The sequence below is a fragment of the Nocardiopsis eucommiae genome, from assembly GCF_965344335.1.
In the GTDB taxonomy this organism is placed as follows: Bacteria; Actinomycetota; Actinomycetes; order Streptosporangiales; family Streptosporangiaceae; genus Nocardiopsis; species Nocardiopsis eucommiae.
On record NZ_CBDRIY010000008.1, the window covers coordinates 76536 to 98835 of the forward strand.

The window sequence follows — 22300 nt, forward strand, 5'->3', positions numbered from 1 at the left end:
GCCTGCTTCACCTGCCGATTCACGCGGTCTGATAGTTTTCCGCGGCGGCCGGATGTCGCCATCATCACATTTTTTCACACTCAGTTTCACGCGGACGGACCCGGGGAGAGGGTGTCCGGGCGCCGCCGACCGCGTGCGACACCTCCCACGAGGGACCAGAGGCCCCACGAGGCGCGGCCGGAGGCGGACCCACCCGGGGTCACCCGTTCGCCGCGCGACGGCGGGGAGCGCCGCGTCAGGGCCCCCGGGGGCGCGGCGCGCGGCGTCACCGCCGGGGGCGCGGGAGGACTAGCATCGAGGACGTGAGCACGACGTTGTCAGTAAACACGGAGTCCCCCAGTTCGCTCGACGCCGACGCGGTTGTCGTCGGTTACCACTCCGGAGGCGACGCCCCGGAGCCCGCATCGGGCGCTCATAGCGTCGACGCCGCCTTCACCGGCGGCCTCGGCTCGACCCTGTCGCTCCTGGGAGCGAGCGGCGCCCCCGAGGAGGTGCACACCATCGCCTCCCTCGGAGCCGTCACGGCCCCGATCGTCGTCGCCGTCGGTCTCGGCCCGGCGCCCACCGACGGTGCCGTCGACCCCGACGTCCTGTCCCGTGCGGCCGGCGCCGCACTGCGCGCGCTGAGCTCCCGCCCCGAGGGCGCGGGCCGCGTCGCCCTGGCCCTGCCCGCGACCACCGCCGACCAGGCGGGCGCCGTCGCGCTCGGCGCCGAGCTCGGCACCTACAGCTTCGACCGCTACCGCACCGGGGAGAAGGCCGAGAAGAAGGCCGCCCGCCCCTCCGCCACGCTCACCGTGGTCAGCGGGGCCGACGGCGCCGCCGACGCTGTGGAGCGCGCCGCCGTTCTGGCCGAGGCCGTGTCCTTCACCCGTGACCTCGTCAACACCGCCCCCGCCGACCTGGTCCCCGAGGACCTGGCCTCGGCGGCCCAGGAGATCGCCCAGCAGGCCGAGCTGGAGATCGAGGTCCTGGACGAGCGTGCCCTGTCCGAGGGCGGCTACGGCGGCCTGACCGGCGTCGGTCAGGGTTCGGCCAACCCGCCCCGCCTGGTGCGGCTCGCGTACACCCACCCCGAGGCCACCAGGACGGTCGCCTTCGTCGGCAAGGGCATCACGTTCGACTCCGGCGGCCTCTCCCTCAAGCCCGCGGGCGGGATGGACTCGATGAAGTCCGACATGAGCGGCGCCGCCTCCGTGCTCGCCGCCATGCGCGCCATCTCCACCCTGGGCCTCAAGGTCAACGCGGTCGGCTACCTGACGGTGGCCGAGAACATGCCCAGCGGCACGGCCCAGCGCCCCTCCGACGTCCTGAGCATCTACGGCGGCAAGACCGTCGAGGTCCTCAACACCGACGCCGAGGGCCGCCTGGTCATGGCCGACGGCCTGGTCCGCGCCCACGAGGACCAGCCCGACCTGATCGTGGACATCGCCACGCTGACCGGCGCCCAGCTGGTCGCGCTCGGCACCCGCGTGTTCGCGGTCATGTCCAACGACGACACCGTGCGCGACGAGGTCGTCGCCGCCGCCACCGCCGAGGGCGAGGCCTCCTGGCCGATGCCGCTCCCGGGCGAGCTGCGCGCCGGTCTCGACTCCTCGGTCGCGGACATCGCCAACGTGGCGGGCGAGCGCTGGGGCGGCATGCTCTCGGCGGGCGTCTTCCTCCAGGAGTTCATCGAGGAGGGCACCAAGTGGGCCCACCTCGACATCGCCGGGCCCTCCTTCAACCAGGGCGGCCCGCACGGATACACCCCCAAGGGCGGCACGGGTGCGGGTACCCGCACCCTCGTCCGGATCGCCGAGGACTACGCCCGCAAGCAGTAGTCCGGAAGGGCGGGGCGGCGCTCCCGAGCCGGCAGCGCCGCCCCGCCCCCGGCAGCCGGGGTCCCCGATGACACACCGCCACCGGCGACGGCGGGCCACGGTCTTCCACCACCCATCACCAGCCACCACAACTAGGAGTTCGTTCCCGTGAGTGAGAGCGGCGGCACCTTCGACCTCGTCGTCCTTGGCGGCGGCAGCGGCGGCTACGCGGCGGCCCTGCGCGCAGCCGAGCTGGACATGAGCGTCGTCCTGATCGAGAAGGACAAGCTCGGCGGCACCTGCCTGCACCGCGGCTGCATCCCCACCAAGGCCCTCCTGCACTCGGCCGAGGTGGCCGACACCGCCAAGGAGAGCGAGAACTTCGGTGTCCGGGCCACGTTCGAGGGCATCGACATCGACGCGGTGCACCAGTACAAGGACAAGGTGATCAACGGCCTGCACAAGGGCCTGAGCGGGCTGATCAAGTCCCGCAAGATCACCGTCGTCGAGGGTGAGGGCAAGCTCACCGCCAAGGACGAGGTCACGGTCGACGGCAAGGTCTACAAGGGGCGCAACATCCTCCTGGCGACCGGCTCCAAGCCCAAGACCCTGGGCCTGGAGATCGACGGCGACAAGGTCATGACCAGCGACCAGGCCCTGGGCCTGAACCGCGTCCCCGAGTCCGTCATCGTCCTGGGCGGCGGCGTGATCGGCGTGGAGTTCGCCAGCGTGTGGCGTTCCTACGGCGCCGACGTCACCATCGTCGAGGCCCTCAAGCACCTGGTCCCCGTCGAGGAGGAGTCCAGCTCCAAGCTGCTGGAGCGCGCCTTCCGCAAGCGGAAGATCAAGGCCGAGCTGGGAACCCCGTTCGAGTCGGTCAAGACCACCGACTCCGGCGTGGTCGTCACCCTCCAGGGCGGCAAGACCCTGGAGGCCGAGGTCCTGCTGGTCGCCATCGGTCGCGGCCCCGTCTCCGAGGGCCTGGGCTACGAGGAGCAGGGCGTCACCCTGGACCGCGGCTTCGTCAAGGTCGACGAGAACCTGCACACCGGCGTGGGCAACGTCTACGCGGTCGGTGACCTCATCCCGACCCTCCAGCTCGCGCACGTCGGCTTCGCCGAGGGCATCTTCGTGGCCGAGCACATCGCCGGGCAGAACCCGCCCGCGATCGACTACGACGGTGTTCCCCGGGTCACGTACTGTGAGCCTGAGGTCGCCTCCGTCGGTCTCACCACCAAGGTGGCCAAGGAGCGCGGTCACGAGGTCGTCGAGATGAACTACAACCTGGCGGGCAACGGCAAGAGCCAGATCCTCCAGACCCAGGGCGCGGTCAAGGTCATCGCCGAGAAGGACGGCCCCGTGCTGGGCGTCCACATGGTCGGCAGCCGCGTCGGCGAGCTCATCGCCGAGGGCCAGCTGATCTACAACTGGGAGGCCCTGCCCTCCGAGGTGGCCCAGCTGATCCACCCGCACCCGAGCCAGTCGGAGGCGCTGGGCGAGGCTCACCTCGCGCTGGCGGGCAAGCCGCTGCACGTCCACGACTGACCGCTTCACCCCCGGGGGCGGGCCCTGACCGGCCCGCCCCCGCACACATCCGCGCTGCCCATCAAGGCCTGGGCAGGTACCGCGTCCAGATCCAACGAGGAATCCATGCCGACTTCCGTTTCCATGCCCGCCCTGGGTGAGAGCGTCACCGAGGGCACCGTCACCCAGTGGCTGAAGAACGTGGGCGACACCGTCGAGGTAGACGAGCCGCTCCTCGAGGTCTCCACCGACAAGGTGGACACCGAGATCCCGTCCCCGGTGGCCGGAGTGCTCACCAAGATCCTCGTCGACGAGGACGAGACCGTGGAGATCGGCGCGGAGATCGCGATCATCGGCGGCGACGGTGACGGCGCCGACGACGCGGCACCCGCGCCCGAGGCCGTACAGCCCGAGGCCGCCGAGCCCGAGCCGGAGCCCGCCGCTGAGGAGCCCGCCCCGGCACCCGCGGCCGAGCCCGAGCCCGCCGCCCCGGCCGCCGGGTCCGACGGCCCCGGCACCCCCGTGACCATCCCCGCCCTGGGTGAGAGCGTCACCGAGGGCACCATCACCCAGTGGCTGAAGAACGTCGGTGACACCGTCGAGGAGGACGAGCCGCTCCTCGAGGTCTCCACCGACAAGGTGGACACCGAGATCCCGTCCCCGGTGGCCGGAGTGCTCACCAAGATCCTCGTCAACGAGGACGAGACGGTCGAGATCGGCACGGAGATCGCGATCATCGGCGGCGCCTCCGGTTCCGCCCCCGCCCCGGCGGCACCGGCCCAGCCCGCCCCCGCGCCCAAGAGCGAGCCCGCCCCCGCCCCGTCCGCGCCTGCTCCCGCCGCACGTGAGCAGGACTCCGACAGCCCGTCGGTGGACATCGAGACCCTCAGTGGCACGGGTCAGGCCTCCGGCACCGACGCCGTGGCCGAGGGGTACGTGACCCCGCTGGTCCGCAAGCTCGCCAGCGAGCACCGCGTCGACCTCGCCCGGGTCACCGGCACCGGCGTGGGCGGTCGCATCCGCAAGCAGGACGTCCTCAAGGCCGCCGAGGCCCAGCGTTCGGCCGCCGCCGCTCCCGCGGCGCCCGCCGCGCGCCAGGTCACCTCGGACACCTCGGTGCGGGGTCGCACCGAGAAGCTGAGCCGTCTGCGCAAGTCCATCGCCGACCGCATGGTCGAGTCGCTGCGCGTCTCCGCCACGACGACCCAGGTCATCGAGGTCGACGTCAGCAAGATCGCGCGCCTGCGCGACCAGGCCGCCGACGACTTCGCCAAGCGTGAGGGTGTGGAGCTGGGCTTCTTCCCGTTCTTCGCCCAGGCCGCCGTGGAGGCCCTCAAGGCCCACCCGAAGGTCAATGCGGTGATCAACGCCGCCGAGCAGACGGTGACCTACCACGACGTCGAGAACCTGGCCGTCTCGGTGGACACCGAGCGCGGTCTGCTCGCCCCCGTGGTCAAGGACGCCGGTTCGCTGAACCTCGGTGGTCTGGCCCGCGGCCTCACCGACCTGACCGAGCGCGCCCACACCGGCAAGCTCGGCCCGGACGAGTTGGGCGGCGGCACGTTCTCGATCTCCGAGACGGGCCACACCGGCGCGCTCTTCGGCACGCCGATCATCAACCAGCCGCAGGTGGCGATCCTGGAGACCGGCGCGGTCGTCAAGCGTCCCGTGGTCGTCGAGGACGAGGCCATGGGCGGCGAGGTCATCGCGGTCCGCTCGATGGTCTACCTGTCGATGGCCCACGACCACCGTCTGATCGACAGCGCCGACGCCGGCCGCTTCCTCCAGACCGTGAAGGTGCGCCTGGAAGAGGGCGCCTTCGAGGGCGACCTCGGTCTGTCCTGAGCCCCTCCTCCCCTCCGGGAGGCCGCTCTCCGGCCCGGGCCTTCTTCACGCCGGCGGCGCCCACCCGCCACCCCGACTTGACCTCAACAGGACTTGAGGTCCTATCGTTGTCTGGCCTCCCAGCCCTGCCCTGCCCCGGCCACCCGAAGACGAGGAACCCCCATGCACCAGCCGGACCTGCGGATCGCCGTCATCCTGGGCGGAAACCTCAACGGCCGCACCGGCACCGTGGTCTCCGGATGGTTCCTGGACCGGGCCGCCTCCCACCAGGACGTGGTCCTCGACGTCCTGGACGTGGCCGAGCTCGATCTGCGTGACGGCCACGGGACGGCGCTGGACGCCTTCTCGCCCCGGATCGACGCGGCGGACGGGTTCGTGGTGGTGACCCCGGAGTACAACCACGGCTATCCCGGACCGCTGAAGAGCGCCATCGACTCGGCGCGCAAGGAGTGGTTCGCCAAACCGGTCGCGTTCGTCTCCTACGGAGGCATGTCCGGCGGCCTTCGCGCCGTGGAACAGCTGCGCGCGGTCTTCGCCGAGCTGCACGCCACGTCGGTGCGGACCTCCGTGAGCCTGCACAACGCCCAGCGGATGTTCGGCGCGGAGGGCGGCCCCGTCGCGGAGCTGAGGGGAGCCGAGGACGCGGTGGAGGAGATGCTGGACCAGCTCGTGTGGTGGGCGCTGTCGCTGCGTGAGGCCCGCGCGCGCCGCCCCTTTCCCGGCTGAGGGAGAACAGGCGGCGAACGGTGGACGGGGCGGCGCCTGAACGGCACCGCCCCGTCTTTCTACCCCACCAATCACCATCCCCTGATGATCCCCATCATCAAAGGTCTGCGGGTCGGCGAACGCCTGCCAGCCCGACAGTGCGTCGCCCACGGTAGCTCCGCGCTGACGCGGAGTTCCATGTCCCACTCACAACCTAGAAGACCCAGCCGTCGCCCGCAGTCCTTTCACCGAAAAACTCGAGAAAAGTTCGACGGCAACGCCCTCGCGGGTCCTCCTATTCCCCCGACGACCCCGGCCACGGCAGTGCGCTATCCGACATCCTGCCCTGACCCGCCCCTCCCGCCGGGGCGTAAGGTGGAGGTGTGAGTGATCTCGTTTACGCATGGCTGGGCGACACTCCCGTCCCGTACCACCAGGGCTGGGATCTCCAGAGACGGCTCCACCAGAGCCGCGTCGCCGATGAGGTGGCCGACACGGTCCTCTTCCTGGAACACGAGCCGGTCTACACGGCGGGCAAGCGCACCGGGAGGTCGGATCGTCCCATGATCGATCCCGGGGCTCCCGTGGTGGACATCGACCGGGGCGGCAAGATCACGTGGCACGGTCCCGGCCAGTTGACGGTGTACCCGATCGTCAAGCTGCCGGACCCGATCGACGTGATCGCCTACGTCCGCATGCTGGAGGAGGCGATCATCCGCACCCTCTCCGACTACGGCCTCACGGGCCGACGGGTCGAGGGCCGCACCGGGGTCTGGCTGGACGCCGATCCCGAGCGCGGACTGACCGAGCGCAAGATCGCCGCGATCGGCTGCCGTATCGCCCGCGGGGTGGGGATGCACGGTCTGGCGTTGAACTGCGACAATGACATGTCGTGGTTCGACCGGATCGTCCCCTGCGGGATCTCCGACGCGGGGGTCACCTCGCTCACCAACGAACTGGGGCGCACCGTCACCGTCGCAGACGCGCGACCGCGCCTCGAACGGCACCTGGCCGACGTCCTCGGCGCGGCGGAGTACAGCCACACCGACGGCTCCGGAATGCTCTCCGGCGCCACCGCCCGCGGATGACTGACCACAGCCCCCACGAGGGGCGCGAGGGTCCCCGTCAAGGGGTACAGAAGGGAACGGGTTCGCGTTGACCATCGCTCCTGAGGGCCGCAAGCTGCTGCGTGTGGAGGCGCGCAACAGCGAGACCCCGATCGAGAGAAAGCCGCCGTGGATCAAGATCAAGGCGCACATGGGGCCCGAGTACACCGAGCTCCAGTCCCTGGTCAAGGGCGAGGGCCTGCACACCGTCTGCCAGGAGGCGGGCTGCCCCAACATCTTCGAGTGCTGGGAGGACCGGGAGGCCACGTTCCTCATCGGCGGTGACCAGTGCACCCGCCGCTGCGACTTCTGCCAGATCGCCACCGGCAAGCCGTCGGCGCTGGACCGGATGGAGCCGACCAAGGTCGCCACCTCCGTCAGGAAGATGGAGCTGCGGTACGCGACCGTCACCGGTGTGGCCCGCGACGACCTGGAGGACGGCGGCGCCTGGCTCTACGCCGAGACGGTCCGCAAGATCCACGAGCTCAACCCGGACACCGGCGTCGAGCTGCTCATCCCGGACTTCAACGCCGACCCCGACCAGCTGGCCGAGGTCTTCGGCTCGCGTCCCGAGGTCCTGGCCCACAACGTGGAGACCGTGCCGCGCATCTTCAAGCGCATCCGCCCGGGCTTCCGCTACGAGCGCTCGCTGAGGGTCATCACCGAGGCGCGTGACGCCGGTCTGGTCACCAAGTCCAACCTGATCCTGGGCATGGGCGAGACCCGCGAGGAGATCAGCGAGGCCATGCGCGACCTCCACGAGGCCGGGTGCGACCTGCTGACCATCACCCAGTACCTGCGCCCCTCCAAGCTGCACCACCCGATCGACCGCTGGGTGAAGCCGCAGGAGTTCGTGGAGCTGGGCAAGGAGGCCGAGGAGATCGGTTACGCCGGAGTCATGTCCGGTCCGCTCGTGCGTTCGTCCTACCGCGCCGGGACCCTGTACAAGCAGGCCCGCGAGAAGCGTGACGCCGAGGCCGCCAAGGTCACGAGCGACGCATAACGGCTGATACACCCGAGTCGTGACCAAGCTGGAACGGTGGCCCGCGGGCCACCGTTCCGCATCTCGGGAGCCGGACACATATCCTGGTGTTCCAAGGCGCCCAGCTGGCGGCGCCGGAAGGCGCCGCACCATAGGTCGACCGCGAAGAGGAGGCAAGGCAGCCCAGGGATCTCCTTCCCCACCGACGAGTTCGGTGTGCGCTGCCTGAAAGCACGATGGCGAAGAAGTCCGAGAAAACGACCGCCGGTCAGGGTGGCGAGAAGCAGCCGGGCCGGTTGAAGCAGATCGGCATGGTCGCCAAGGTCGTGCACAAGCAGAGCCCGCGGACGATCCCGATCGCGGTGGCCGTCGCGGTCGTGATCTTCGCGGCCTTCGTCGGTGTCGGCGTCTGGACCGGATCCTGGATCATCTGGCCGCTGACCGGTCTGCCGGTCGCCTTCCTGGTCGGTTTCATCATGTTCACCCGCGCCGCGCAGCGGGTCCAGTACCAGATGCTGGACGGCCGACTGGGCGCCGGGATGGCGATCCTGGAGAACATGCGCGGCAACTGGGCGGTCGAGCCCGGCGTGGCCGCGAACAAGCAGATGGACGTCGTCCACCGCGTGGTGGGCCGCCCCGGTGTGGTCCTGGTCGGTGAGGGCGACCCCGGTCGACTCAAGGGCCTGATCGCCGGCGAGAAGAAGCGCGTCGCCCGTGTCGCCCACGACACGCCCATCTACGACTTCAAGGTCGGCAACGGCGAGGACCAGGTGCCGGTCTCCAAGCTCCAGCGCGCGCTGGTCAAGCTGCCGCGCAACCTGGACAAGGGTGACACCGCCGAACTGAACTACCGGCTCAAGGCGCTGCCGCCCGCGATGCGGATGCCGAAGGGCCCGATGCCGAAGGGCGCGAAGCTGCCCAAGGGCATGCGCGGCAACAAGGCCGGGGGCTGATCCAGCCCGAGCACACGCGAACGGGGCCGTCACACCTGGTGTGACGGCCCCGTTCGCGTGTGGTGGGAGAACCTAGGAGCAGCTGACCTCGTCCTCGGCGGCGGAGGTGGTCTCGATGTCGTCGGCGGATCCGCCCTCACTTCCGGGCTGCCCGCCGCCGGCCAGGCCGTCCCAGTCGGCGCCGCCCATGACCAGTTCCAGGTCGTCCCCGAGCGAGGGCTCCTCGACCACCTCCGCGACGGACAGGGCGGAGGCCAGGACCTCGGCGTGCTCGGCGCGGTCGGGCCCGTGGTAGACCGTGGTCGCGTCGGGGGCGCGCAGCTCGGGGTTGGTGGACTCGGTGACCACGAACCCCTCCGCCTCCAGGAGTCCCTGGACCTGGTTGCCCAGACCGTCGATCCCGGTGTTGTTGAGGACCCGCAGGGACACCTCGGAGGGCGCGACGCCGCCGGAGTCCTCCGCCTCCGCCTCGTCGTCCCCGGAGCCCTCGGTCATCTCACCCGACGCCACCGCCGTGAACAGCTCCTGGGCGGCGGTCTCCTCCAGCGCGACCTTGTTGGCGTCGGCGGGGTAGTCCGTGACCGGGGCGGTGACCATGTTCATGCGGCCCAGGTCGACCTCGCGCATGGCGACGGCCAGCTCGGTCATCTTGTCGGTGCCGAACTCGCTGTCGGTGGTCAGGCTGTCGGTGATGGAGTCCAGGAAGCCGTAGAGGGTGCTGGGGCTCGACAGGATCTCGCCCTCGGTGACCTCGCGCAGGATCGCGCCGATCATGCGCTGCTGGTTCTCGATCCGACCCAGGTCGCTGCCGTTCTCCGCGCTGTCGCGGGAGCGCGCCAGCCCCAGGGCCTGTTCCCCGTCGAGCCGCTGGAGTCCGGCGTCCAGCACCAGGTGCGCCTTGGGGTCGTCGATGGGCTCGGGGACGCACATCTCGATGCCGCCGATCGAGTCCACGATGTTCTCGAACCCGGCGAAGTCCACCAGGACCATGTGGTCGAGGTGGATGCCGGTGACGGTCTCCACCGTGTTGCCCTGGCAGTCCATGCCGCCGTAGGTCATCGCGTGGTTGAGCTGGTCGACGCCGCCGTTCCAGCCCTCGCCCTCGTCGCCTCCGGCGCAGGGCGGGATCTCGACCATCGTGTCGCGGGGGAGGTTCACCATGGTCACCCCGCCCGCGTCGACGTCGATGCTGACGACCACCAGGACGTCGGGGCGGATGCCGTTCAGCTCGTTGTAGCCAGCGTCGTCCCCCGCCCGCTCGTCGGTGCCCAGGAGCAGGATGTTGTGCACCCCGTCCACCTGGGCGGGCCGGTCACCCCAGCCGTCGGTGTCGATCTCGGCGGTGTCGAGGGCGAAGACGTCCTGGTAGATGCCGTAGCCAGCCAGACTCCCGGCGATGACCACCCCGGTCATCCCGCACGCCGCCCACTTGCCGAGGGTCATCCCGGCGGCGGCCTTCGACACGTTTCCTGGAGCCAAGAGGGCACCTGCGATCCGATCTGGGACATGAGAGGAGAAAGCGCCCGGAGGGAAACCAGTCACGGGGGGCTCCCCCTGACTACTCGGACGTAACCCCCCGGATGGTACCGGAACGGTCTCGTTGTGTCAGACCCCGCTCACGAGAACGGGGGCGCCCCGGTCAGGGCGCCCCCGCGAGATCGTGGTCTAGGGCGTGTTTTTGTGGATGCTTTCGCCGGTGGCGGCGGAGCCGCCATCGATGCGAGCGGCCGTCAGGCAATCTCTCGCAAGACGATGAGTGAAGCTGCCCCTACTGTGCCCTGCTACGCGAGCTCCGCAGCTTCGCACAGCGGGGGCCCGCCCGGGTTTGGCTGTCCGAGCTTCATCGGCGCGGCGAGAGGCAGCCTGGCAACGCGAGCGCGGAATGATCCACAAAACACGGCCTAGCAGGCGCTTTCCTGCTTCTCGGCGGTGACGCCGCCGAGGTCGTCGGTGATGGACAGGTCACTCCCGGAGGAGGAGCCGCCGAAGCCCTCCCAGTCCGATCCGGCGACGAGTTCGAGGGTCTGTTCCAGGCCCTCGGCCTCCTCGGTCTGGGCGTTGGTGAGGCTGTCCGCGAGCAGCTTGGCCGCGGCCTCGTCCCCCGGACCGTGGTAGACGGTGGTGAGTTCGGGAACACGGGCCTCGGGGTTGCCGACCCCCGTGACCACGAAGCCCTCCTGGACCAGGACGGCCTGGATCTCCAGGGCGAGGCCGTCGATTCCGGTGTTGTTGGCGATCTCGACCGAGACGTCGCCGGGCTCGACCGTGACGTCCTCGGCCTGGTCGTCGTCCTTCGCGTCGCCGTCGCCGTCGCCGCCGAGGTCCTCGCCGTTGTTGATCGCCTCGAACAGGGCCGGGGCCGCGTCACTCATGATGATGCGGTTCTCGTCGGCCGGGTGGGCGCCGTTGGGAACCGTGACGAACTGGACCCGGTCCAGGTCGACCTCGCGCATCGAGATGGCGATGTCGGCCATGGTGTCCACCGTCAGCTCCTCGTCGGTGGTGATCGAGTCGGTGACGGCGCCCAGGAAGCGGGTGATGGTGACGGGGCTGGTCATCACGTCGCTGCTGAGCACCTCGCGGAGCATGGCGCCCATGAACTCCTGCTGGCGGTCGATCCGGGACAGGTCGCTGCCGTCGCCCTGGGAGTAGCGCGAGCGGACGAAGCCGAGCGAGTCCTCACCGTCCAGGGTCTGGAGCCCGGCGTCGAGCACCAGGTGCGCCTTGGGGTCGTCCACCGGTTCGGGGATGCACATCTCGACGCCGCCGATGGCGTCCACCATGTCCTTGAAACCGACGAAGTCCATCATCAGGAAGTGGTCCAGGTGCACACCCGTGACCTGCTCGACCGCCTGCCACTGGCAGCCCACCCCGCCGAAGGTCATGGCGGAGTTGATCATGCCCTGCTGGGCCTGCATGCCCTCGTAGCCCTCCGTCGCCTCGCAGCCGGGCAGGTCGACCATGAGGTCGCGGGGCAGGTTCACCAGGGTCGCCGCGCCGTTGTCCACGTTGATGCTCGCGATGAGCATCGTGTCCGGACGCTCGCCCTCGACCTCGCCGTACTCGGCGTTCTCCCCCGAGCGCACGTCCGAGCCGATGATGAGGATGTTCATGACGCCCTCGACGCTCGTGGGCCGGTCCCACTCGTCGGTGTCCACCTGGGCGGTCGTGATGTTGCCGATCAGACCCTGGTACCAGCCGTAACCGCCGAGGCTGGCGATGATGGCCAGCGCGGTCGCGACGCACGCGACCCACTGTCCGGCGGACAACCGGGCGGTGCTGAGGGCACCGGTGTTGCGAGGGGCGGAGCGTCTTCCAGCCATGCGAACCTTCGAGGGTGCGAGGAGACCTTGAGGGGGGCGGGTTCAGGGCAGCCAGGGCGCGTCCGGACGGCACACCCGCCGGAGTGGCGGGGCGTCGACGTGCGGTACACGGCCCGAGGTCGCGGGGGTCCCTGCGGGAATGCCGTGAACGGATGCTAACAGCAGCTCGGTACGGGTTCGCACGCGCGTGCGCATGGCGTGCGGGGAGCGTGGGACCGCGCGAGTGCGCTCAGTAACGGGTCGCGACGGTCCCGGCCGCGCGGTCGTGCAGGCCCCGGGTGTCACGGTCGTAGACCACGGCCGGGATCACCAGGCACAACAGCAGGGTGCGCACGGCCATGGAGGCGATCCAGGGCCAGCCGCGCTCACCGGTGGCGGTGATACCGATCCCGACGAGTCGGCGTCCGATCGTCGTGCCGAACATGGTCAGCAGGAGGAGGTTCATCGCCGCGAACACCACCAAGGTGGACAGGGTGGTGAAGTTGGTGAGGGCGATGGCCTCGGGGTCGCCCCCTGCCGCCGCCGCTGCGGCCAGTTCCTGACCGATGAGCCCGAAGCTGAGCGCGACCCACACCAGCATCGCGGAGATGGCCCAGTCGAGGGCGAGGCCGACCAGGCGGCGCATGACCCCGGGCACCGACCCGCTGCCGCTCTCGGGCAGACCCAGCCGGTTGCCGCGGTAACGGAAGTCGTCATCGGAGACCGTGGGGGCGCCGCTCCGGCTCTTGTCGCTCATGTTTTTCACGTTATCCGCCCCGTGTCACCCCCCGCGCGCGGGTCCGCTCGACGCCGGTGACATGCGGACGGAGGGCGCGTGGCACAGGTCACTCCGAAGGCCGCCGACGCCCCGGTTTCGCCCCGAAACAGGCGGAATCACCGTTCCGGGACCACCGGCCAACCCGGGCGACCGGCTCCGTAACATGCAGGAAACAATAGAGACACGGCGTGGAAATCACGCGCTCCTAGCTTCGATGACGAGGCCGGGAGACGGCGCGTGGTTCGACACGGCCGCGATGGCGCGGGCCGCGAACCCGCCGTCTCAGCTATCTGCACGGAGGTTCCGTTTTGTTCAGCAGCGTCGACGAGGTGCTCGCCTACATCCGAGATGAGGACGTCAAGTTCTTCGACGTCCGGTTCACGGACCTGTTCGGGGGCGTCAACCACGTTACCCTCCCGGTCGAGAACGTGGACGCGTCCACGTTCACCGATGGTCAGATGTTCGACGGTTCCTCGATCCGCGGGTTCCAGGCCATCCACGAGTCCGACATGCTGCTCCTGCCCGACCTGAGCACCGGTGTCCTGGACCCGTTCCGCAAGCACAAGACGCTGAACATGACGTTCTTCGTCCACGACCCGCTCACGCTGGAGTCGTACAGCCGCGACCCGCGCAACGTCGCCCGCAAGGCCGAGGCCTACCTCACGGGCTCCGGTGTGGCCGACACCGCCTTCTTCGGCCCCGAGGCCGAGTTCTACATCTTCGACGACGTCAAGTTCGAGACGCGCGCGAACACCGGCTACTACGAGATCGACTCGATCGAGGGCGCCTGGAACACCGGCTCCGCGATCGAGGGCGGCAACCGCGGCTACCGTCCGCGCTTCAAGGGCGGCTACTTCCCCGTCGAGCCGGTCGACCACTACAGCGACCTGCGCTCGGACATGGTGCGGACCCTGATCGACTCCGGTATCGAGGTGGAGCTCCAGCACCACGAGGTCGGCACCGCCGGCCAGGCCGAGATCGGCATCAAGTTCGGCACGCTGCTCCAGCAGGCCGACAAGGTCCAGCTGTACAAGTACATCGTGAAGAACGTGGCGAACGAGGCGGGCAAGACCGCCACGTTCATGCCGAAGCCGCTCTTCGGTGACAACGGTTCGGGCATGCACTGCCACCAGAGCCTGTGGAAGGACGGCGCGCCGCTGTTCTTCGACGAGGCCGGCTACGGCCAGCTCTCGGACACGGCCCGCCACTACATCGGTGGTCTGCTCAAGCACGCCTCGGCGCTGCTGGCCTTCACCAACCCGACGGTGAACTCCTTCCACCGCCTGGTGCCGGGCTACGAGGCCCCGATCAACCTGGTCTACAGCCAGCGGAACCGTTCGGCCTGCATCCGCCTGCCGCTCACCGGCTCCAACCCGAAGGCCAAGCGCATCGAGTTCCGGGTGCCGGACCCCTCGGCCAACCCGTACCTGGCCTTCTCCGCCATGCTCATGGCGGGTCTGGACGGCATCAAGAACAAGATCGAGCCGCCGGAGCCGGTCGACAAGGACCTGTACGAGCTGCCCCCGGCCGAAGCCGCGGCGATCGAGACGGTCCCGGCGTCCCTGGAGGCCGCTCTGGAGGCCCTGGAGGCCGACCACGAGTTCCTGCTGGAGGGCGGGGTCTTCACCAAGGACCTCATCGAGACCTACATCGACTACAAGCGCACCGAGGAGATCGACTCCCTGCGCCTGCGCCCGCACCCGCGCGAGTTCGAGCTCTACTACGACATCTAGTCACACCCCCTCGGGGCCGGTATCCAGTTCGGGTACCGGCCCCGAGCCGGTTCCGGGGTCCGGATCCCCGATACGGCTACCGTTGACGCGTGGCAAGGGACGGAAGAACCAACATGACAGCGGGCGCGCTCGCTCGACGCGGTTTCAGTGACAGCACCCGGGCCCTGCGGCTGGTGGAGGAGGCGGGGCTGGACGCCCTGGCCGACACCGAGGTGATCGGTGCTCTCGCAGCGGCGGCCGACCCGGACCAGGCGCTGCTGGGCCTCCTCCGGCTGCTGGAGGTCGCGCCGGACCCGGAGGAGGTGCGTGTCGCCCTCCGCGAGGAACGCGACCTGCGCACCCGGCTGTGCCGTGTCCTGGGGGCCAGCACGGCGCTCACCGACCACCTGGTGCGGCACCCCGGTGACTGGCGTGAGCTGCGCGGCGCCGACGCCGCGCGCACCCCGGACCGCGAGGAGCTGCGCCGGGGGCTGATGCACACCGTGGGCGCGTGCCCCGACGAGCCCGCTCCGACGGCCGACCTCTCTCTGGGGCAGGGCGAGGAGGGGGAGGCCTCGGCCGTGCTGCGGCACACGCTGCGGGTGGCCTACCGGCGCCGTGTGCTGCGGCTGGCCGGGCGGGACCTGACCGGGGTGAACACCGTGGACGAGGTCGCCGCCGAGCTTGCCGACCTGGCGGCGGCGACCCTGGACGCGGCGCTCGCGGTGGCCCGCGCGGAGTCCCCCGAGGACGCCGCGCTGTGCCGTCTGAGCGTGATCGGGATGGGCAAGTGCGGCGGCCGTGAACTGAACTACGTCAGTGACGTGGACGTGGTGTTCGTGGCCGAGCCCGCCACCGGCGCCGACGGTGCGCCCGCCGACGACCAGGAGGCCCAGCGGGCCGCCACCCGGCTCGCGACCGCCATGATGCGCGTCCCGTCGGAGACCGACGCGGAGGGCACCCTGTGGGAGGTGGACCCGGCCCTGCGTCCGGAGGGCCGTAACGGTCCCCTGGTCCGGCCGCTCGCGGGGCACCTGGCTTACTACGAGCGCTGGGCCAAGACCTGGGAGTTCCAGGCGTTGCTCAAGGCCCGGCCGATCGCCGGTGACGAGGAGCTGGGACGGCGGTACGCGGAGGCCATCGCACCGCTGGTGTGGGAGGCCTCCGGCCGCAAGGACTTCGTGGAGGACGTGCAGGCCATGCGCCGCCGGGTGGTGGCGCACATCCCCGCCGGGCAGGCCGAGCACGAACTGAAGCTGGGGCCCGGGGGGCTGCGCGACATCGAGTTCTCCGTGCAGCTGCTCCAGCTGGTGCACGGGCGTTCGGACGAGCGCCTGAGGTCGGGCAACACCCTCCAGGCGCTCTCGGCGCTGTCGGAGTACGGCTACGTGGGGCGGCGGGACGCGGCGGGGCTGTCCGACGCCTACCGCTTCCTGCGGCGGGTGGAGCACCTGCTGCAGCTGGAGCGGCTGCGCCGGACCCACCTGATGCCCGATCCCCAGGCCGCCGACGGTCCGTCACGGCTGCGGCAGCTGGGCCGTGCCCTGGGGTTCACCGCCGACTCGGTGCGCGAGCTGACCGATGCGCGCAAGCGGGTGTCTGCGGAGGTGCGGCGCCTGCACGAGAAGCTCTTCTACCGCCCGCTGCTGAACGCGGTGGCCGCCCTGCCCGAGGACGAGATCCGGCTCTCCGCCGACCAGGCCGTGGAGCGGCTGGGGGCGCTGGGCTTCGTGGACCCGCGCGGGGCGCTGCGCCACCTTCAGTCGCTGACGTCGGGGCTGTCCCGGCGCGCGGCCATCCAGCGCACACTGCTGCCGGTGATGCTGGGCTGGTTCGCGGACTCCCCCGACCCGGACGCGGGACTGCTCGGGTTCCGTCAGGTCAGCGACGCGCTGGGCACCACGCCCTGGTACCTCCGGCTGCTGCGCGACGACGTCCGGGTGGCCGAGCGGATGGCGTGGCTGCTGGGGACCAGCCGGTACGTGACCGAACTGCTGCTGCGGGCCCCGGAGGCGGTGGCCATGCTGGGCGACGACGCCGACCTCCGACGGCGCGAGCGCAGGTCGCTGATGGCCGAGGCCGACGCGGCCCTGCGCCGCTACGACACCCCGGAGGAGGCGGTGTCGGCGGTGCGGGCGCTGCGCCGGCGGGAGCTGCTGCGCACGGCCGCCGCCGACCTGCTGGGCGTGTGCTCGGTCGAGGAGGTGGGCCGGGCCCTCACCGGGATCGCGGAGGTCACCATCGACGCCGCCCTGCGCGCGGCCTACACCAAGGTGATCTCCGAGTCCGGCGGCGAGGTGCTCACCCGGGTGTGCGTGGTGGCGATGGGCCGGTTCGGCGGTGGTGAGCTGACCTACGCCAGCGACGCCGACGTGATGTACGTGCACGACCCCATGCCGGACGTGGACTCGGGCGCGGCCACCAAGCAGGCCATGGCGATCGTGCGGGAACTGGCCCGGCTGCTGGAGATGCCGCAGGCCGAGCCCGCGCTGAAGGTCGACACGGACCTGCGCCCGGAGGGTCGCAGCGGGCCGGTGGTGCGCACGCTGGACTCCTACGCCGCCTACTACGGGCGCTGGTCGCAGGTGTGGGAGAGCCAGGCGCTGCTGCGGGCGCGGCCGATCGCCGGTGACGAGGGGCTGCGTTCGGCGTTCGTGGCGCTGATCGACCCGATCCGCTATCCGGTGGGGGGCGTCTCCCCCGCGTCCGTGTTGGAGATCCGCAAGCTCAAGGCACGTATGGAGGCCGAGCGGCTGCCGCGCGGGGCGGACCCGACCCTGCACACGAAGCTGGGCCGGGGCGGGCTGTCGGACGTGGAGTGGGTGGCGCAGCTGGTGCAGCTGCGGCACGCGCACGAGTTCCCGGACCTGCGTACCCCGCAGACGCTGCCCGCACTGGCGGTGGCGGTGGCGCACGGGTTCCTGGCCGCCGACGACGGTGTGGTGCTGGAACGGTCGTGGCGGCTGGCCTCGCGGGTGCGCGGCATGGTGATGCTGGTACGCGGCCGGGGCGGCGACTCGATCCCGCACGACCTGCGGGTGCGCGCGGCGCTGGCCCAGGCCATGGGGTACGGCGACGGGGACGGGGCCGACACGGACGGCGAGGGTGCCGAGGAGGACGGCGCGGCGGCGGAGGGTCCCGAGCCCGAGGGTCCGGCGGAGCAGCTGACCGAGTCCTACCTGCGCACGACCCGGCGGGCGCGCGCGGTGATGGAACGGGCCTTCTACGACGACTGACGGGTGTCCCGGGCGGGGAGGGTGACCGTGACGGTGAGACCCCCTCCCTGGTCGGCCCCGCGTGGGCGCAGGTCCAGGGTGCCGCCGTGGACCTGCGCGACCCGGGCCACCAGAGCCAGACCGAGCCCGTGTCCCTGACCGGTACCGACCCGTCCCGCACCGCGCAGGAAGGGTTCGTGCAGGCGGGCGGCGGCCTCCGGGGTGTACACGGGGCCGGTGTTCTCGACCCTCAGGACGACGCCGCCGGTGCGCGGGTCGCGGTCGGTGGTGACGTGGGCGGTCCCACCCGGGCCCTGGAGGTTGTGCCTCAGGGCGTTGCGCACCAGGTTCTCGGTGAGCTGGGTGAGCAGCGCGGTGTCACCGACCACCGGGGCCGGGGAGAGCGCGTGGTCCAGTCGCACCCCCGCCTGACGCGCCTCCTCGGCGGTCTCCGCCGCGACCTCGCGCGCGATCTCGGCGAGGTCCGCGGGTGCGGACACGGCGGTGACGGCGTTGGCGTCGGCCAGCCGCAGCAGCGCCTCGGTGAGGGCGATCGCCCGGGCGTTGGTGAGGTCCAGGCGTTCGAGCAGGCGCGGGTGGTCCTGGCCCTCGGGGTCGCGCCGGGCCACGTCCAGGAGGGTCGCGTTGACCGCCAGCGGGGTGCGGAGTTCGTGGGAGGCGTTGGCGGCGAACCTCTCCTGCGCCTCGAAGGCGTCCTGGAGGCGGTCCAGCATGTGGTCGAAGGCGTCGGCCAGCTGGCGGAACTCGTCGTTGCGGCCGGAGAGCGCGACGCGGTGCCCGAGCCGCCCGGTCGTGGCGGCCAGCACGGCCTCGTTGATCCGGTTCAGGGGCCGCAGCACCCACCCCGCCAGGTACCAGCCGCCGACCAGCCCGATCACGGCCAGCACCAGCAGGACGCCGCCGGAGACGCGGACGACGGCCTCCAGGATCTGGGCGCGGGCCGCGATGGGCTGCCCGAGGTCGCTGGGGTTGGCGGCGGTGAGCGGGTAGTCGGGCACGTACCGCAGCACCACGTACACCCCGGCCAGCACGGCCAGGCCCGCCACGACCAGGAACCCGGCGTAGCCCAGGGTGAGGCGCAGGCGGGCGCTGACCCGTACCCGCACGCCGTTCACCGGGCCTCCCCGGGGACCACCAGGCGGTAGCCCACGCCGGGAACGGTCACGATGGGGTCCGGTTCCCCCAGCACCCGGCGGAGTTGGGACACCGTCACCCGGGGCGCGCTGGTGAAGGGGTCGGCGTGCTCGTCCCAGACCTTCTCCAGGAGGGTCTCCGCGCTGACCGCTCCCCCGTCCGCCCGCATGAGCAGTTCGAGGACGGCGAACTGCTTGCGGGGCAGCCGGAGGTAGCGGCCGGAACGGTGGGCCTCCCGGCGGTAGGGGTCCAGACGCAGGTCGCCCCGCTCCAGCACCGGCTGGACCGTGGCGGCGGGTCGCCGGGCCAGCGCGCGCAGGCGCATGACCAGCTCCTCGACCGCGAAGGGTTTGGTGAGGTAGTCGTCGGCGCCCAGGGCGAAGCCGTCCACCTTGTCACGGAGCCGCGCGGCGGCGGTGAGCATGAGCACCCGTGTACCGGGGTGGTCGCGGGCGATGAGCGCGCACACCTGGTCGCCGTGGGTTCCGGGGAGGTCCCGGTCGAGAACGACCACGTCGTAGTCGTTGACCCCGATCCGTTCCAGGGCCGCGTCACCGTCCAGGGCGACGTCGGCGGCGATGGCCTCGTGGCGCAGACCCGCCTGGAGTGCCTCCGCCATGAAGACCTCGTCCTCGACCACCAGCACGCGCATGCGCTTCCCCCGTCCCTCGGCCGACGGCCCAGTCTAGGCAGGGGCGGTGTTGCGGAAGTGTTGGCTCGTCCGCACACATCCGCGCAACACCGTCCCTGGTGACCTGGGGCCTTCGGTACCGGACACGGGGTCCGGTCCACGGAGGAGGGACGTCCCATGTGCCGTCGACCGACCGTTCTGGCCACCGTCGCCGTGGCCGTCCTGACCCTGGCGGGGTGCGCCTCGGCCGGGGCGGCCGACGGGGGGAAGGCGCGGACCGGCCTCCCGGTGACCCGGCTGACCCCGTTGGGCGAGGGCGACGGGTTCGTCCCCGAGGGCGGGGGCCTGGACCCCGACGAGGACGTGCCCGCGCTGTCCGAGCTGGACCCGGACCTGGTGGCGGCGGTCCGAGAGGCCGCCGGGGCCGCTCTGGAGGAGGACGGCATCGAGGTGCTGGTGACCAGCGGATGGCGCAGCGAGCGCTATCAGCGGTTCCTGCTGGAGTCGGCCGTGGGGGTGTACGGGAGCGAGGAGGAGGCGGCCCGGTGGGTGGCCTCCCCCGAGGACTCCTCGCACGTCACGGGGGAGGCGGTGGACGTGGGCCGCACCGACGCCGCGTACTGGTTCGCCCAGCACGGGGCGCGGTTCGGGCTCTGCCAGACCTACGCCAACGAGGTGTGGCACTACGAGCTCGCGGTGGACCCGGGCGGGACCTGCCCGGCGCCGAAGGAGGACGCCTCGGCGGGGTGAGCCGGACCGGGCGCCCCCGTGGGGACGCCCGGTGGCCTCAGCGCTGACCCCAGGTGACGGTGGTGGCCGGGCCGACGCGGTTGGCGCCGGGCTCCCAGTCCGCGCCGTCCGGGGACACCCGGACCAGCTTCCACTCGGTGTCGGCGCCGAGGGTGACACGGCCGGACCACTGCGGGTAGGTGGACGCGTCGGTGCTCAGCGGGGCGCCGTCCGCCGGGTTCCACGACCCCAGTTCGGGGGTGGAGCCGACGACGAACACCTCCTGACCGGGCCGGGTCTCGACCGTCGCGGTCAGGGTGTCGCCGGGCTCGCCCGGCTCGCCCGGACCTCCGCCGCAGTCCTGCTCGCACTCGCCGCCCACGTGCAGCGCCAGGGCGCCGTCGGCGGGGACGGTCGCGCTGACCTGGCCCGAGGAGACCGTGGCGGTGCCGGGTCCGGACGCGTTGTCGTACTCGCCGTCCGGGAGCGACGTCGGGGCGGTCAGGGCCCAGTCTCCGCCCGAGGCGTTGAAGGCGGCGAACCCGGCCTCGCCCCGGTCGAAGGCCACACGGGAGGATCCGTCGCGGGCCCGTTCGGTGAGGCCGGAGTCCCCCACCGCCGACCGGAAGGCCACCATGCCGCTGACGGCCTCGTTCCGGTGCTCGCAGACCCACGCGGCGCCGGAGCAGTCGCTGTCCTCGGTGATCCACCCGGCGGGGTTGCCGTCCTGGGCCGCGCTGGGCGGGCCCTCGGTCACGTTGCCCTCGAAGTCGTAGCTGGACATCACCACGGGGGTGCCGTAGGGGTGGGCGAGCATGAACGCGGTGGCGAGGTAGTAGCGGTCGCCGTCCACGTAGGTGAGGGTCGGCTCGTAGCGCTGGGTGTCGTGGTTGTCGACGAAGACCACGGCCTCGTCGGAGGTGAGGCCGCCGTGGTCGGGCATGTCGGTGAGCCCGGCGATGTCACCGTTGGCGAAGCCGGAGGCGACGGAGCGCTTGTAGTCGAAGTTGGTGACCTGCCCGTAGGGCGTGTAAGCGGTGTAGGGGATGGTCTGGTCGCCGTAGACCTCGTGGAACACCCGGGGGGCGCCGCCGAACCCGGGGACGTCGTCCAGGGCCCCGATGATGGCGCCCATGTCGTCCTCGGGGACGTGCTTGGAGGCGTCCACCCGGAAGCCGCCGACCCCCATGGCCACCAGGCCGTTGAGGTACCGGACGATCTGGTCACGGACGTGCGGGGAGCCGGTGTCCAGGTCGGCCAGGTCGAGGAGCTGGCAGTTCTGCACCTCGTCCTTGTCGTTCCAGTTCTCGATGGTGTCGTAGCAGGGACCGAAGTCGTCGTAGGAGTAGGCGGCCGTGCCGTCCCCGAACAGGTCGGGGTACTCGTAGCGCTCCCACTCGGTGCCGGCGCTGCCGGTGCTGGTGCCCTCGGCCGGTCCGGTCATGTGGTTGATGACGGCGTCCACGTAGATCCGGACGCCGTTGTCGGCACACGTGGAGACCATCGCCTGGAAGTCCTCGGCGGTGCCGCGCCGGGTGTTGTCGATCCGGTAGGAGACCGGCTGGTAGTCCTGCCACCAGGGGTGGTTGCCGCCCTCGGAGAAGGGGACGACCACGTGTTCCTGGGGCGGGGAGACCTGGACGCCGCCGTACCCGGCGGGGCCGAGGAATTCGGCGCACTCGGCGGCGACGGAGTCCCAGTTCCACTGGAAGAGGTGGACGATCGTGTCGTCGTTGGCGTTCTGCGCGGAGACGGGTGCGGCGTCCTGGGTGGCGGCCTGGCCGGGTACCGCCAACAGGGCGGCTCCCATCAGGGCCGCTCCGAGGAGGGCGCCGACGCGGGGTGTTCTCATGTGCGCTCC

Annotated in this window: 16 protein-coding genes; 10 read left to right on the top strand and 6 right to left on the bottom strand. The window is 71.2% G+C overall.

All coding sequences use genetic code 11. The annotated features are described in order from the left end of the window. Positions 1-302 precede the first annotated feature (302 nt). The 7 genes from ACRWK8_RS06915 (at position 303) to ACRWK8_RS06945 (ending at position 8917) form a co-directional block, all read left to right on the top strand. Positions 303-1823: a leucyl aminopeptidase gene (locus ACRWK8_RS06915; RefSeq protein ID WP_378742620.1), complete on the top strand. Its 1521-nt coding sequence runs from the start codon at positions 303-305 to the stop codon at positions 1821-1823. A gap of 147 nt (positions 1824-1970) precedes the next feature. Then, on the top strand, positions 1971-3347 hold the full coding sequence (gene lpdA / locus ACRWK8_RS06920) for a dihydrolipoyl dehydrogenase (RefSeq protein WP_378742622.1): 1377 nt from the start codon (positions 1971-1973) through the stop codon (positions 3345-3347). Positions 3348-3470: 123 nt separating this feature from the next. Next, positions 3471-5171, top strand: coding sequence for a 2-oxoglutarate dehydrogenase, E2 component, dihydrolipoamide succinyltransferase (gene sucB, locus ACRWK8_RS06925; protein WP_431869112.1), 1701 nt, complete (start codon positions 3471-3473; stop codon positions 5169-5171). 162 nt (positions 5172-5333) lie between these two features. Further along, positions 5334-5897, top strand: coding sequence for an NADPH-dependent FMN reductase (locus ACRWK8_RS06930; protein WP_431869035.1), 564 nt, complete (start codon positions 5334-5336; stop codon positions 5895-5897). A gap of 362 nt (positions 5898-6259) precedes the next feature. Next, positions 6260-6964 (top strand): lipoyl(octanoyl) transferase LipB, encoded by a 705-nt coding sequence (lipB, locus tag ACRWK8_RS06935; RefSeq protein WP_378742628.1) that lies wholly within the window; start codon positions 6260-6262, stop codon positions 6962-6964. Between the two features lie 67 nt (positions 6965-7031). Next, positions 7032-7985 (top strand): lipoyl synthase, encoded by a 954-nt coding sequence (gene lipA, locus ACRWK8_RS06940; RefSeq protein ID WP_378742630.1) that lies wholly within the window; start codon positions 7032-7034, stop codon positions 7983-7985. A 215-nt stretch (positions 7986-8200) separates the two neighbouring features. After that, complete coding sequence (locus ACRWK8_RS06945; RefSeq protein WP_378742632.1) at positions 8201-8917, top strand: DUF4191 domain-containing protein; 717 nt, start codon at positions 8201-8203, stop codon at positions 8915-8917. Positions 8918-8989: 72 nt separating this feature from the next. Here the strand turns inward: ACRWK8_RS06945 and ACRWK8_RS06950 are convergent, their stop codons facing one another. The 3 genes from ACRWK8_RS06950 to ACRWK8_RS06960 form a co-directional block, all read right to left on the bottom strand. Next, complete coding sequence (locus ACRWK8_RS06950) at positions 8990-10360, bottom strand: LCP family protein (protein WP_431869114.1); 1371 nt, start codon at positions 10358-10360, stop codon at positions 8990-8992. 458 nt (positions 10361-10818) lie between these two features. Continuing rightward, positions 10819-12240, bottom strand: a complete 1422-nt coding sequence (locus ACRWK8_RS06955) for an LCP family protein (protein ID WP_431869038.1) — start codon at positions 12238-12240, stop codon at positions 10819-10821. 229 nt (positions 12241-12469) lie between these two features. Further along, positions 12470-12976 carry an RDD family protein gene (locus tag ACRWK8_RS06960; RefSeq protein ID WP_378742635.1) on the bottom strand — a complete coding sequence of 169 codons (507 nt, stop codon included), beginning with the start codon at positions 12974-12976 and terminating at the stop codon, positions 12470-12472. Between the two features lie 329 nt (positions 12977-13305). Here ACRWK8_RS06960 and glnA point away from each other — a divergent pair, with 329 nt between their 5' ends. Next, entirely contained in the window at positions 13306-14730 is a 1425-nt protein-coding gene (gene glnA / locus ACRWK8_RS06965) for a type I glutamate--ammonia ligase (protein WP_378742637.1), read from the top strand. Between the two features lie 113 nt (positions 14731-14843). Further along, positions 14844-17945, top strand: coding sequence for a bifunctional [glutamine synthetase] adenylyltransferase/[glutamine synthetase]-adenylyl-L-tyrosine phosphorylase (locus ACRWK8_RS06970; RefSeq protein ID WP_431869041.1), 3102 nt, complete (start codon positions 14844-14846; stop codon positions 17943-17945). Here the strand turns inward: ACRWK8_RS06970 and ACRWK8_RS06975 are convergent. Continuing rightward, the gene (locus tag ACRWK8_RS06975) at positions 17933-19060 is read right to left on the bottom strand and encodes a sensor histidine kinase (RefSeq protein ID WP_431869043.1); all 1128 of its coding nucleotides are present in this window, start codon (positions 19058-19060) and stop codon (positions 17933-17935) included. The two genes, ACRWK8_RS06970 and ACRWK8_RS06975, sit on opposite strands and share 13 nt — an antisense overlap. After that, complete coding sequence (locus ACRWK8_RS06980) at positions 19057-19731, bottom strand: response regulator transcription factor (RefSeq protein ID WP_431869045.1); 675 nt, start codon at positions 19729-19731, stop codon at positions 19057-19059. The genes ACRWK8_RS06975 and ACRWK8_RS06980 overlap by 4 nt, the downstream gene beginning before the upstream one ends. A 156-nt stretch (positions 19732-19887) precedes the next feature. Here ACRWK8_RS06980 and ACRWK8_RS06985 point away from each other — a divergent pair, with 156 nt between their 5' ends. Beyond that, positions 19888-20460, top strand: a complete 573-nt coding sequence (locus ACRWK8_RS06985; protein ID WP_378742645.1) for a M15 family metallopeptidase — start codon at positions 19888-19890, stop codon at positions 20458-20460. A gap of 37 nt (positions 20461-20497) precedes the next feature. On the opposite strand, the gene ACRWK8_RS06990 is transcribed toward ACRWK8_RS06985, so the two are convergent. Next, positions 20498-22291 (bottom strand): carbohydrate-binding module family 20 domain-containing protein, encoded by a 1794-nt coding sequence (locus ACRWK8_RS06990; RefSeq protein ID WP_431869047.1) that lies wholly within the window; start codon positions 22289-22291, stop codon positions 20498-20500. Between the last annotated feature and the right edge of the window lie 9 nt (positions 22292-22300).